Origin of the sequence: Corallococcus exercitus (assembly GCF_042231735.1) — a bacterium.
Taxonomy (GTDB): domain Bacteria; phylum Myxococcota; class Myxococcia; order Myxococcales; family Myxococcaceae; genus Corallococcus; species Corallococcus exercitus_B.
The window spans coordinates 4360106-4373177 of sequence record NZ_CP102577.1 but is presented as its reverse complement, the minus strand read 5'-3'; the positions used below and the strand labels follow the sequence as shown (position 1 = coordinate 4373177).

The window sequence follows — 13072 nt, the reverse complement described above, 5'->3', positions numbered from 1 at the left end:
CATGCTTGAGCCCCTGGCGTCCCCCCTGCACCTGGTCCTCGTGTCCCCGCAGATTCCGCCCAACACCGGCAACGTGGCCCGGCTGTGCGCGGTGACGGGCTGCCGGCTCATCCTGGTGGAGCCCCTGGGGTTCTCCATCGACGACCGGAACCTGAAGCGGGCGGGGCTGGACTACTGGGACAAGGTCTTCCTGAAGCTGTACCCGACCTACGACGCCTACGTGGCGGAGTACCCCCAGGCCCGCCGGTGGCTGTTCTCCGCGAGGGCGGAGACGTCGCTCTACGCGGCGCGGTTTGAGCCGGGGGACCACCTGGTGTTCGGCTCGGAGGTGACGGGGCTGTTGCCGGAGGTGATGGAGGGGGGGACGGGGACGCCGGTGACCATCCCCATGCTGCCGGAGCGCCGCAGCTTGAATCTTTCGACGTCGGTGGGGATTGGCGCCTACGAGGCGCTGCGTCAGGTGCAGCTGGGGACAGCGGCCAGGCAGGCACCGCCGTCGAATTGAGGGGCGGGCGGGACGGGCTACACTCCGGGGCAGAATGTCCGCCTCGCAGGTCGCCGAAGCGCTGTATGCCGCCCACAAGTCCCGAGCCACCGGCCGGCTGACGCTGCACGCCGGTGGACGCGAGTCCGCGCTGTGGCTGCGCGAGGGCGACCTCGTGGGCGCGCGGTTGGGCTTCGGGTACCAGACGCCGGCGCAGGCGCTCTTCCAGAACGGGCTGTTGGGCGTGGACGCCCTGGACGCGCTGTGGGCGCGGGGTGGGGCGGCGGCGCCGGACGAGGAGCTGCTGGAGGACAGCGGGCTGAAGCCCGCGGTGGTGCACGAGCAGCAGGTGCTGGCGCAGGTGCGCAGGCTGAGCGAGCTGGCGGAGCGCGCGGACTTCGAGGCGCAGGCGGTGGAGGCGGCGGGGGATTTCGCGCCCATCGCGGGCGTGCGGGTGGTGCGCGCGGCGCTGGAGCCGGCCCCGAGTGAGGCCGTGCCGGCGAGGGTCTACCGCTGCCCGGAAGTGGCGGCGTGCGAGCCGTGGCTGACGGATGCGTCGGAGCGCGGGTTGTTGGAGACGCTGGGAGCGTTCCGGCAGCCGGAGGCGCTGACGGGGGCACAGCAGGCGCTCCTGCGCGTGCTGGAGCGCGAGGGCCGCATCGAGGCCCTGTCGGTGGAGGAGTGGGAGGAGCGCGAGCGGCTGCGGCGCGAGGAGGAGCTGCGGCAGGCGGAGGAGGAGGCCTGGGCCATCGAGGAGGCGCGCCGGCGCGAGGAGGCGGAGCGGCGCGCGGAGGAGGCGAGGCTCGCGGAGCTGGCGCGGCTGGAGGCGGAGCGGCTGGCGGAAGAGGCTCGGCTCGCGGAGGAGGCTCGGCTGGCGGAGCTGGCGCGCATCGAGGCGGAGCGGTTGGCGGAGGAGGCTCGGCTCCGGGCGCTGGAAGAGGCGAGGCTGGCGGAAGAGGCTCGCCTTCGCGCCGAGGAGGAAGCGCGGCTCGAAGCGGAGCGTCTGGCGGAGGAGGCACGGCTCGCGGAGCTGGCGCGCCTTGAAGCAGAGCGGCTGGCGGAAGAGGCACGGCTCGCGGAGGAGGCTCGGCTCGCGGAAGAGGCTCGGCTCGCTGAGGAGGCCCGGCTCGCTGAGGAGGCCCGGCTCGCTGAAGAGGCCCGGCTCGCTGAGGAGGCCCGGCTCGCTGAAGAGGCTCGGCTGGCGGAGGAGGCCCGGCTCGCTGAAGAGGCTCGGCTCGCTGAAGAGGCTCGGCTCGCTGAGGAGGCTCGGCTCGCTGAAGAGGCTCGCCTCGCGGAGCTCGCGCGTATCGAAGCTGAGCGTCTGGCTGAAGAGGCTCGGCTTGCAGAACTGGCACGTCTCGAAGCTGAGCGATTGGCGGAAGAGGCTCGGCTGGCGGAGCTTGCGCGCATCGAAGCCGAGCGACTCGCGGAAGAGGCGCGTCTGGCCGAAGAGGCGCGCCTTGAAGCGGAGCGCCTCGCGGAAGAGGCTCGGCTCGCGGAGCTGGCGCGCCTTGAAGCCGAACGTCTCGCCGAAGAGGCACGACTCGCCGAAGAGGCTCGGCTTCGTGCAGAGGAAGAAGCTCGACTCGCGGAGGAGGCCCGGCTCGCGGAGGAGGCGCGGCTTCGCGCCGAGGAAGAAGCTCGACTCGCGGAAGAGGCACGGCTTCGGGCGATCGAGGAAGCCCGGCTGGCTGAAGAGGCGAGGCTCGCGGAAGAGGCTCGCCTTCGTGCCGAGGAGGAAGCCCGCCTGGCTGAAGAGGCTCGGCTTCGTGCGGAGGAAGAGGCGCGACTCGCTGAAGAGGCACGGCTCTCTGAAGAGGCCCGACTGGCCGAAGAGGCCCGCCTCGCGGAAGAAGCGCGGCTTCGTGCGGAGGAAGAGGCGCGGCTCGCGGAGGAGGCTCGACTCGCTGAAGAGGCACGTCTGGCCGAAGAGGCACGCCTCGCCGAAGAGGCTCGGCTGCGTGCGGAGGAAGAGGCTCGGCTCGCTGAAGAGGCACGTCTGGCTGAAGAGGCTCGGCTGCGTGCGGAGGAAGAGGCTCGCCTTCGCGCCGAAGAGGAAGCCCGGCTGGCGGAGGAGGCTCGACTTGCGGAAGAGGCCCGGCTCGCCGAAGAGGCCCGCCTGGCCGAGGAAGCCGCCCGAGTTGAAGCGGAGCGCCTTGCCGAAGAAGCTCGACAGGCGGAGGAGGCGCGCCTCGCCGAGGAAGCCCGGCTTCGTGCGGAGGAAGAGGCCCGGCTGGCGGAACTGGCGCGCCTTGAAGCCGAGCGACTCGCCGAAGAGGCGCGGCTCGCGGAAGAGGCCCGGCTGGCCGAGGAGGCCCGTCTTCGCGCGGAGGAAGAGGCGCGTCTCGCGGAAGAGGCTCGGCTAAGGGCCATCGAAGAAGCTCGTCTCGCCGAGGAGGCGCGGCTCGCGGAAGAGGCGCGGCTTCGGGCGATCGAGGAGGCCCGGCTGGCCGAGGAGGCCCGCCTCGCGGAAGAAGCCCGGCTTCGCGCCGAGGAGGAAGCGCGCCTCGCCGAAGAGGCTCGCCTGGCTGAAGAGGCCCGTCTCGCTGAAGAGGCACGTCTGGCCGAAGAGGCTCGCCTTCGCGCTGAGGAGGAAGCGCGCTTGGCCGAGGAGGCCCGGCTGGCCGAAGAGGCTCGGCTTCGTGCTGAAGAAGAGGCGCGCCTGGCCGAAGAGGCTCGGCTTCGTGCGGAGGAAGAAGCGCGTTTGGCTGAGGAGGCCCGCCTCGCAGAAGAGGCCCGGCTCGCGGAAGAGGCTCGCCTGGCTGAAGAGGCCCGCCTCGCGGAAGAAGCACGGCTCCGTGCTGAGGAAGAGGCGCGTCTGGCCGAAGAAGCTCGCCTCGCCGAAGAAGCCCGTCTTCGCGCGATTGAGGAGGCTCGGCTCGCCGAGGAGGCGCGGCTGGCGGAAGAGGCGCGCCTGCGTGCGGAGGAAGAAGCTCGACTCGCTGAGGAAGCGCGGCTGGCGGAAGAAGCGCGCCTGCGTGCGGAGGAAGAAGCGCGGCTCGCCGAGGAGGCCCGGCTCGCTGAAGAGGCTCGCCTCGCCGAGGAGGCCCGGCTCGCTGAAGAGGCGCGTCTCCGCGCAGAGGAAGAGGCTCGGCTCGCGGAAGAAGCCCGGCTTCGTGCTGAAGAGGAGGCACGGCTCGCCGAGGAGGCTCGGCTCGCGGAAGAAGCCCGGCTCGCGGAAGAGGCTCGGCTGCGTGCGGAGGAAGAAGCCCGGCTCGCGGAAGAGGCCCGGCTGGCTGAAGAGGCCCGGATCCGCGCGGAAGAGGAAGCTCGACTCGCGGAAGAGGCTCGACTTCGCGCTGAGGAGGAAGCGCGTCTGGCCGAGGAAGCTCGGCTGGCTGAAGAGGCTCGCCTCGCTGAAGAAGAACGCCTCCGCGTCCTTGAGGAAGCACGGTTGGCCGAGGAGGCCCGGCTTCGTGCCGAGGAAGAGGCTCGCCTCGCTGAAGAGGCCCGGCTTCGTGCCGAGGAAGAGGCTCGCCTCGCTGAAGAGGCTCGCCTCGCTGAAGAGGCTCGCCTCGCCGAAGAAGCGCGGCTGGCTGAAGAGGCTCGGCTTCGTGCTGAAGAGGAAGCGCGTCTGGCTGAAGAGGCCCGCCTTCGCGCCGAGGAAGAGGCTCGCCTCGCTGAAGAGGCTCGCCTTGCCGAAGAAGCACGCCTCGCTGAAGAGGCTCGCCTTCGCGCCGAAGAGGAAGCCCGCCTCGCGGAAGAGGCGCGACTCGCTGAAGAAGCGCGACTCCGCGCGATTGAAGAGGCACGCCTCGCGGAAGAGGCGCGTCTGGCCGAAGAGGCGCGACTCCGTGAGCTTGAGGAGGCTCGGCTCGCTGAAGAGGCTCGGCTCGCTGAAGAGGCTCGGCTCGCTGAAGAGGCTCGGCTCGCTGAAGAGGCTCGCCTCGCCGAGGAGGCCCGGCTGGCGAAAGAGGCTCGCCTTCGAGCCGAGGAGGAAGCGCGAGTAGCCGAAGCCGCACGGCTGGCGGAGGAAGCTCGGCTTGCCGAAGAGGCTCGGCTCCGTGCGGAGGAGGAAGCTCGGCTCGCCGAAGAAGCGCGCCTGGCCGAAGAGGCTCGGCTCCGTGCGGCGGAAGAAGCTCGGCTCGCGGAAGAGGCCCGCCTCGCTGAAGAGGCCCGGCTGGCGGAAGAGGCTCGCCTCGCGGAAGAGGCCCGCCTCGCGGAGGAAGCACGGCTTCGTGCTGAAGAAGAGGCGCGTCTGGCCGAAGAGGCTCGCCTCGCGGAAGAGGCCCGTCTTCGCGCGATCGAGGAAGCTCGACTCGCTGAGGAAGCGCGGCTGGCGGAAGAAGCGCGCCTGCGTGCGGAAGAAGAGGCTCGGCTCGCCGAAGAGGCCCGTCTCCGCGCAGTGGAAGAGGCTCGGCTCGCGGAAGAGGCTCGCCTGGCCGAAGAAGCTCGCCTCGCCGAAGAGGCTGCTCGAATCGAAGCCGCTCGAATCGCCGAGGAAGCCCGTCAGGCGGAAGAAGCCCGCCTCGCCGAGGAAGCCCGTGTTCGCGCCGAAGCCGAAGCCGCTCGCCTCGCCGAAGAGGCCCGCGCCGCCGAGGCGCAGCGCCTGTCCGAACAGGGCAAGCCCGCCCATCCGCCCTCACTCCCCCGGCGCACCCGCCCGGCCGCGCCCCCCGCGCCGCCCCCGGTCCTCGTCCCCATCGCCGCCGCGCCGGTGGAGCCCGAACCGCTGTCGCTCGGGCCCGAGGACATCATCCTCACCGCGGAGCCTGAACCCTCCGCTCCGTCGAACTCCTGGGCGGACTCCATCCCCGCGTCCCCCCGCGACGCCCTGGAGCTGCCCGCCAGCGACAACACCACCGCCCTGACCGAGGCCCGCAAGCGCGCCCAGGCCGCCCTGCTCCAGGACATGGCCGAGGCCCTGCGCCGCTCGGCCTCCGTGCCCCTGGACCCCTGGCTCACCGAGGAGTCCTCCCGCTTCCCCGTCGCCCCGCCCCCGGAAGCCGACCTCCCCCTCCTGGAGGTGGAGCCGGAGAGCTGGGGCGACATCGTCCCCGCCGCGGCGCCCCTTCCCGACACCCGCGCTCCCGCTCCGGACGCCCCCGTCGTCCCCGTCCAGGCCGCCCCCCAGCCGGACCTCTGGGCCGTCCAGCCCCCCAAGTTCCCCGCGTCCGCCACACCGCCCGTGCGTCCCGCCCGCGCCAGCGAGGACGACCTGTGGCGCATCGTCTCCTTCGACGAGTCCAACGACCCCGCCCAGAACCTCACCGCCTCCTTCGAGGCCGCCCTCCAGCAGGTGGACGCCCACCTGGAAGCCCTCGTCCGCTCGGATGTCCGGTCGGTGGGGGATGCCAACGAATTCCTCGTCGAAGCCATCGTCGAAGCGACATTCGAGCCGCTGCCTTCTCCTCGCTCCACCGCCTTCCCCGGTGACAACGGAGGGGCTTCTGGCCAGACTGAGGACGAGCTGTCCGGTGATCTGGACGAATGGGATTTTGACGAGGACGACGTGGCGGCCGAAGACCCCTCCAACCCCGACGAAGCCTCCAAGCTCCGGCGCCAGCGCCTCCTGCGCCGCGCCATGGAGAACATGGGCGCGCTCGGAGCCCGCCCCGCTTCCCCCGCCGCCGCGAGCACCCCGGGTGCGCCCGAAGCCGCCGCGCCGCCGCCCGGCGCCGTCGCCGCCCCGCCGGAGCCCCCCAAGCCTGACGAGGGCCGGCTCGCGCAGCAGATTGAGCAGCGCTACGCCGACATCCAGACGAAGAAGGACCACTTCGTCACGCTGGGCGTCCCGCAGGATGCCTCGCGCGACCAGGTGAAGGCCGCCTTCCTGAGCCTCGCCAAGGTCTTCCACCCGGACCGGCTGCCCCCGTCGCTGCCCCACCTGGCGCCGAAGATCACCGCCGTCTTCGAGTCCATCCGCGAGGCCTACGAAGTCCTCCACGACGACACCCGCCGCAAGAACTACCAGCTGGCCCAGCAGGGCGCGCAGGCCGCTCCCAAGCCCCCGGCCTCCACCGCCCGCCCCGGCAGCCCGGCTGCGGCCCGCGCGGACACGAGCGCGGACGACCTCTTCCGCATGGGCGAGGTCTTCTTCCGCAAGCGCGACTTCGTCGCCGCCAGCGAGCACTACGAGCGCGCTCACGCCCTGGACCCCAAGCCCCTGTACCTCGCGGCGCGCGCCTGGGCCCTCTACATGGACCCCAGCCGCAAGGCCGACATGCCCCGCGCGAAACAGTGGATGGCGGATGCGGTGCGCACCGACCCGAACTGTGATCGCGCCCACTACCAGCTGGGCGTCATTGCCCGCGTGGAAGGGGACATGGACCGCGCGGAGCGGCACTTCCGTGAAGCGGTGCGCGCGAACCCCAAGCACCTGGAGGCGAACCAGGAGCTGCGGCTCATCGACATGCGCAAGAAGAACCCACCCAAGAAGGGTCTCTTCCGCTGACTTGCCTGTCCCCCAGGGAGGGAATCGGCCGGTTTTCCGGACAGTCCCGCCCATTGACACACCTGAAAGCCGGACCCGATGCTTGCCCCCACGGGGCGCGTCCGTTGGATCCGCCGTCCCGCCCGTTTTGAAAGGCATGCCACGTGGCCAAGCAGCACCTGCTCCTCGTCGACGGTGACGCGAAGAGTCTGCGCGTGATGGAGGTCAGCCTGAAGAAGGCGGGCTTCTCCGTCACGACTGCGATCCACGGCAAGGATGCGCTGGAGAAGGTCCAGATCAGCCCGCCGGACCTCGTGCTCGCGGACACCAAGATGCCGGAGATGGACGGCTTCGAGCTCTGCAAGCAGCTCAAGTCCGACGAGCGCTTCAAGTTCATCCCCTTCGTCTTCCTGACGAACCAGAAGTCGGTCGAGTTCAAGGTGCGCGGCCTGGAGCTCGGGGGCGACGACTACCTGACGAAGCCCATCTACATCAAAGAGATCGTCACCCGCGTGAAGATGATCCTTCAGAAGGCCGAGAAGGAACGCATCGAGAAGCGCGAGACGACCAAGGGCGGCTTCGCGGGAAGCCTCGCCGACATGGGCGTCGTGGACCTGGTCCAGACGTTTGAAATCGGCCGCAAGACGGGCGTCATCTCCATCCAGGGAGAGCGCACCGGCGTCGTCTACTTCAAGGAAGGCCGCGTCATCGACGCGGAGCTGGGCCGGCTCAAGGGCGAGAACGCCTTCTACCGCCTGCTCAACACGTTCGAAGGTCAGTTCGACGTGCAGTTCACCACGTTGGACCGCACCGAGCGCATCGAGGTCTCCACGCAGGGCCTGCTCATGGAAGGCATGCGCCGGCTGGACGAGTGGGGCCGGATGCTCGAGCAGCTCCCGCCGCTGGAGACGGTCTTCGAGATCGACTACCACCAGCTGGCGGACCGCCTGTCGGAGATCCCCGACGAGGTGAACGGCCTCCTGCGCCTGTTCGACGGCAAGCGCGCGCTGTCGCGCGTGGTGGAGGACTCGGACTTCGAGGACCTGGCCGCGCTGGGCATCATCAGCAAGCTGTACTTCGAAGGGCTGATCCGCGAGCTGGGCAACGCGCCGCTGGAGCCCGTGCAGAGCAGCAAGCCGGGCATCGAGCAGTGGCTGAACACCGCGCCGCCCATCCCGGTGGACGTCGCGCCCGCGCAGGAGGCCGCGCCCGCGGAGGTCCCGGTCGCCGTGGAGCCGCCCCCCGTGGAAGCGGCGCCCGTGGCGGAAGTCGCGCCCGTCGAGGAGGCCCCGCCCGCGCCCGTGGAGGAGGTCACGCCGGTGGCGGAGGTGGCGCATGCGCCGGTCTCCGCGCAGCCCGCGCAGGTGATCATCTTCCCGCCGCGCACCCGCCCCGGCGAGGGCGCGCCTCCTCCGTTCGGACAGGAGGGCACGGAGCCCGTCGTCCCGCCGCTGTCGCAGGAGGGCTCGGCGTTCCTGGTGGAGCCGCCCCCGGCGCACCGCGCGGTGGATCACGCGCGGCGCAGCCTGCTGCTCGACTGGAACCGGGTGGACACGGAGGGCCTGAGCTCCTCCAGCACCTGGGGCCCCGGTTCGCCCTGGGGGTCCGCGTCCCGCGCGCCGGCCCCCGCGCCCAGCCCGTTCGCCGCCGCGCCCGTGGCGGCGCCGGTGGAGCCGCTGCCCTCGCGTCCGCCCATCTTCGGTGGCGCGGCCATCGCGCCCAGCCCGCTGGCGCCCGTGCCGCCACCCACGCCGGCCCCGCCGTCGTCCGAGGTGACGCTGGTCAGCGGCACGGAGCCCCATCAGGACGAAGTGCCGGTGGAGGAGGCCGCGCCGCAGCAGCTCGCGCTGCCGCCGTACCCGGGCCACGGCATCGTGCCGCCCCAGGTGGCCCCGGTGGCGCTCAACGTCGAGTTCCCCGCGACGACGCCCTTCGACGCGCAGCCGGCCCCCACCATGGAGCCGGTGGACACCGCCGCGCACGACGTGCCCGCGTCCGAAGCGTACTTCACGGAGCCCGCACCCTCCGCGCCCGCGACGTCTGGAGCGAGCGCTCCGGCTCCCGGCGCGAACACCGCGAACTCCGGCGCGAACACGGCGGCACCCGGTGCGAACGCCAGCAGCGGCACCGCGACGGCTACGGCCGCGAACAGCACCGCCTCCACGAAGCCCGCCGCCGCGAAGCCCGCGCACGACGAGGACGACGCGGCGCTGATCGCCGCGATGAAGCCCAAGCGCACGGGCCTCTACGTCGCGGGCGGCCTGCTCCTGGTGGCGGCCGTGGCCGCGGTGGTCATCTCCAAGGGCTCGGGCAGCTCCGAGACGCCCAAGCCCCCCGAACCGAAGGTGACGCAGCCCACGCAGCCCGTGGAGGCGCGCAAGCCTCCGGAGACGACGCCTCCGCCGGAAGTCACGCCGCCGCCCGTGAAGACGGTGGACGCGCAGCCCGACGCGGGTGTCACCCCGCCGAAGGCCGCCATCGCCACCGCCCCCGAGGACGCGGGAACGGCGCCGGTGAAGACGGCCACGCCCGAGCCCGCCGCCGTCCCCGACGCGGGCCTCGCGGTCGCTCCGACGCCCACGCCGCCCCCGGACGTGGCGCCCGTGGCGCAGCCGAAGCTCACCTACGCGGACTTCATCAAGGACGGCCGCGCGGCGATGGCTCGCAAGAGCTTCAAGTCGGCCGTCGGCGCCTACCGCAAGGCGCTCGCGCTGGACAACGCCTCCATCGAGGCGAAGACGGGCCTGGGCATCTCCCTGGCGAACAACAGCAGCACCAGCGAGGCCGGCTACCGCGAGGCGGCGAAGCTGCTCCAGGACGTGGTCAAGGCGGAGCCCAAGAACGCGAAGGCCTGGTTCTGGCTGGGCAGCTCGCTCCAGTTCTCCGGCGATCAAACCCGAGCGGCCGAGGCCTATAAGAAGTATCTGTTCCTCGAACCGACGGGGAGCTCGGCGGAGGACGTGCGCGCACTGCTCAAGGGGATGGGCAGCTAGGCGGCCGGTCCGCTCTCCGCCTTCCCGTCCTTGCTGGAGTCGTCGTGCTCGTCCTGGGACTTGAAACCTCGTGCGATGAAACCGCCGCCGCCGTCGTGGAGGACGGCCGGCGCGTCCTGTCGGACGTCGTCTCCACGCAGGTGGACATCCACCGCCGCTGGGGCGGCGTCGTGCCGGAGCTGGCCAGCCGCAACCACATCGTCCAGGTGATGCCCGTCGTCCACGAGGCCCTCACCCGCGCGGACAAGACGCTGGACGACATCGACCTGCTCGCCGTCACGTCCGGCCCGGGCCTCATCGGCGCGCTGCTCGTGGGGCTCCAGGTGGCCAAGGGGCTGAGCCTCGCCACCGGCAAGCCCTTCGTGGGCGCCAACCACCTGGAAGGACACCTGCTGGCCATCCGCCTTTTGGCGGACGCGCCCGCGCCGCCGTTCCTGGGGCTCGTCGTCTCCGGCGGCCACACCAGCCTCTACGAGGTGCGCGACTACGGGAACTACCGCCTCGTCGGCCGCACGCGCGACGACGCCGCGGGCGAGGCCTACGACAAGACGGCGCGCATCCTCGGCCTGCCGTACCCGGGCGGGCAGCCCATCGACGAGCTGGCGCAGAAGGGCGACCCGGAGGCCATCCGCTTCCCGCGCGCGCTGCCGGGCGACAACCTGGACGTGTCCTTCTCTGGCCTCAAGACGTCGGTGCTCCACCACGTCCAGAAGCACGGCGTGCCGCAAGGCCAGGCCCTCCACGACCTGTGCGCGTCCTTCCAGGAGGCGGTGGCGGACGTGCTGTCGAAGAAGCTCGTCGCCGCGGCGAAGAAGCTGGGCCACACGCAGCTGGTGCTGTGCGGCGGCGTGGCGGCGAACTCGCGGCTCAGGGCCCTGTGCAAGCAGCGCGCGGAGGAGCGGGGGCTGCGCATGTTCCTGCCGCCGGTGCGGTTGTGCACGGACAATGGCGCGATGATCGCCGTCGCGGGGTATGAAGCGTGGCGCCGCGGCTTGCGCGGTGATTTCCGCCTCGCGGCCGACCCCGCCTGGCGCATGGAGTAGGGGCCTGACAGTGGATTCTCCGCGCGACATCCTCAAGCGCCACGGCCTGCGGGCCAAGCACAGCTGGGGACAGAACTTCCTCGGAGACCCGGACGCGCTCCAGTCCATCGCGGACGCGCTCGCGCTGCGCGAGGGCGAGCCCGTGGTGGAATTGGGCCCGGGCCTGGGCCACCTCACGCGCTTCCTCGCCGCCACCGGCGCGCGCGTCACCGCCGTGGAGCGCGACCGAGACATGGTGGCCGTGCTGGAGAAGGAGGCCATCCCCGGCGTGCGCGTGGTGCCCGGCAACGCCGCCACGGTGGACTTCGCCCAGGTGGCCGGCGCGCCCGAAATCGCGCTCGTGGGCAACCTGCCGTACCACCTCACCAGCCCCATCCTCTTCCAGGTGCTCGCGCAGCGCGCCCACATCTCGCGCGCCGTCTTCACCCTCCAGAAGGAGGTCGTCGTGCGGCTGGCCGCGGAGCCCGGCAACCGCGACTACGGCCTGCTCACGGTGCTGCTCGGCCTGCACTTCGACGTGGAGCAGGTGCTCACGCTGGAGGCGTGGCGCTTCCATCCGCCCCCGAAGGTGGACTCCGCCGTGCTGCGCCTCACGCGGCTCAAGCAGCCCCGCGCGCCGCTGGTGGACGAGGCCCGCTTCACGCGCCTGGTGAAGGCCGGCTTCGCGCAGCGCCGCAAGACGCTGATCAACTCGCTCAAGTCCGACAAGGGCCTGGCGACGCCAGAGGCGATGCTGGCCGCGCTGCAGACGGCGGGCATCGACCCGGGCCGCCGCGCGGAGACGCTCGCCCCGGAGGAGTTCGCCGCCATCGAGCGCGCCCTGGGCCCCGTCACCGCCATGGCGCCGCCGCCCCCAGACCCGTCGCCAGACGCGCCGGAAGAGGACACCTCGGAGGAGTAGGGGAGGACTGGGGGAAGCTCAGCGCTTCTGGCCCAGCGCGGCCAGGAGCCCACCCTGCTGGGCGAGGAACGCGCGGAACTCGTCCTCGTTGATGCGCAGGCGCGCGAGCACGCCGCTGAGCACGTCGTCCACGGAGCCCTCCGGCCGGCGCTTCAGCTCGAAGGCCGTCTTGAGCAGGGCCACGCCATACAGTGGATCCACGTCCACGGGAGGTGCGGGCGGGGCCGTGGCCGTACGGGCGGCGGGCACCGCTTCCGTGGGCTCCACCAGGTCCACCACCGCCGTCTTCACCCGCTGCCTGCCGCGCATCTGTGGCCCGCTGCTCCCGCTGCTTGCGTGTTCGCGGGCACCGTAGGGGATGACCTCGGAGGGCGCAAGGGTGGGGTGGCCCGGCGAAAATTGCCGGATGCACGGGGGCATGGTTGTGTTATCCGCCCCCCGCGCGCGCATGTGTCGCATGCGTGGATTCCGGGGGCGGAGGCCTCGGGCCGATGGACCACCGCTACATCGTCGTCGAAGGCCCCATCGGCGTGGGCAAGACGAGCCTCACCAACCTCCTCACGGAGCGCCTGGGCAGCCGCCGCATCCTGGAGGTGGTGGAGGAGAACCCCTTCCTCTCCAGCTTCTACGCGGACCGGCAGAAGTTCGCGTTCCAGACGCAGGTGTTCTTCCTGCTGTCGCGTTTCCGGCAGCAGCAGGAGCTCTTCCAGCAGGACCTGTTCCGCGCCGTCACCGTGAGTGACTACCTGTTCGCGAAGGACCGCATCTTCGCCAACCTCACGCTGGCCTCGGACGAGCTGGCCCTCTACGACCGCGTCTTCGAGGCGCTGGGGCCCCGCGTCCCGCAGCCCGACCTGGTCATCTACCTCCAGGCGCAGCTGGACGTGCTGCTGCATCGCATCAAGAAGCGCGGCCGTGAGTTCGAGCGCAAGTTCGACGCGGGCTACCTGGAGTCGCTCACGCACGCGTACAACGACTTCTTCGCGCACTACCAGGACACGCCGCTCTTGGTGGTGAACACGTCGGACATCGACTTCGTGCACAACGAGCAGGACCGCGAGGACCTGATGCAGGCCATCGCGTCCGCGAAGTCCGGCGTGCAGCACTACACCCCCCGGTCCCGCCGGGGCTGACGGCCGTCGCCCGGCTGGCTGGCTGGCATGGTGGGTTAAACCCCCATGCGGCCCCGAGGGCGTTAGAGTGCATCCCCGTGGAACCCTGGCCTCCGGCGATCCCCCTGGGGACGGCGAGGGGCCTGACGTTCCACGCGGCTGTCCC

At 71.5% G+C, this 13072-nt stretch carries 7 protein-coding genes; 6 read left to right on the top strand and 1 reads right to left on the bottom strand.

Translation table 11 applies throughout. The annotated features are described in order from the left end of the window. The first annotated feature begins 1 nt into the window (after window position 1). From NR792_RS16895 to rsmA, 5 genes are all read left to right on the top strand, one after another. Complete coding sequence (locus NR792_RS16895; protein WP_014398831.1) at window positions 2-505, top strand: tRNA (cytidine(34)-2'-O)-methyltransferase; 504 nt, start codon at window positions 2-4, stop codon at window positions 503-505. A 34-nt stretch (window positions 506-539) separates the two neighbouring features. Continuing rightward, entirely contained in the window at window positions 540-6878 is a 6339-nt protein-coding gene (locus NR792_RS16890) for a DnaJ domain-containing protein (protein ID WP_375761054.1), read from the top strand. A 143-nt stretch (window positions 6879-7021) separates the two neighbouring features. Then, window positions 7022-9850, top strand: coding sequence for a response regulator (locus NR792_RS16885; protein ID WP_375761053.1), 2829 nt, complete (start codon window positions 7022-7024; stop codon window positions 9848-9850). Between the two features lie 44 nt (window positions 9851-9894). Further along, window positions 9895-10893 (top strand): tRNA (adenosine(37)-N6)-threonylcarbamoyltransferase complex transferase subunit TsaD, encoded by a 999-nt coding sequence (tsaD, locus tag NR792_RS16880; protein ID WP_375761052.1) that lies wholly within the window; start codon window positions 9895-9897, stop codon window positions 10891-10893. A 10-nt stretch (window positions 10894-10903) separates the two neighbouring features. Then, the gene (gene rsmA, locus NR792_RS16875; RefSeq protein WP_375761051.1) at window positions 10904-11794 is read left to right on the top strand and encodes a 16S rRNA (adenine(1518)-N(6)/adenine(1519)-N(6))-dimethyltransferase RsmA; all 891 of its coding nucleotides are present in this window, start codon (window positions 10904-10906) and stop codon (window positions 11792-11794) included. A gap of 18 nt (window positions 11795-11812) precedes the next feature. On the opposite strand, the gene NR792_RS16870 is transcribed toward rsmA, so the two are convergent. Next, on the bottom strand, window positions 11813-12103 hold the full coding sequence (locus tag NR792_RS16870; RefSeq protein ID WP_375761050.1) for a hypothetical protein: 291 nt from the start codon (window positions 12101-12103) through the stop codon (window positions 11813-11815). 182 nt (window positions 12104-12285) lie between these two features. On the opposite strand from NR792_RS16870, the gene NR792_RS16865 reads away from it, so the two are divergent. Then, on the top strand, window positions 12286-12927 hold the full coding sequence (locus tag NR792_RS16865) for a deoxynucleoside kinase (protein WP_120527230.1): 642 nt from the start codon (window positions 12286-12288) through the stop codon (window positions 12925-12927). Window positions 12928-13072 lie beyond the last annotated feature (145 nt).

Coding starts and splice junctions, on each gene's coding strand:
- NR792_RS16895 (WP_014398831.1), top strand. CDS start 2: ATGCTTGAGCCCCTGGCGTCCCCCCTGCACCTGGTCCTCGTGTCCCCG.
- NR792_RS16890 (WP_375761054.1), top strand. CDS start 540: ATGTCCGCCTCGCAGGTCGCCGAAGCGCTGTATGCCGCCCACAAGTCC.
- NR792_RS16870 (WP_375761050.1), bottom strand. CDS start 12,103: ATGCGCGGCAGGCAGCGGGTGAAGACGGCGGTGGTGGACCTGGTGGAG.
- NR792_RS16865 (WP_120527230.1), top strand. CDS start 12,286: ATGGACCACCGCTACATCGTCGTCGAAGGCCCCATCGGCGTGGGCAAG.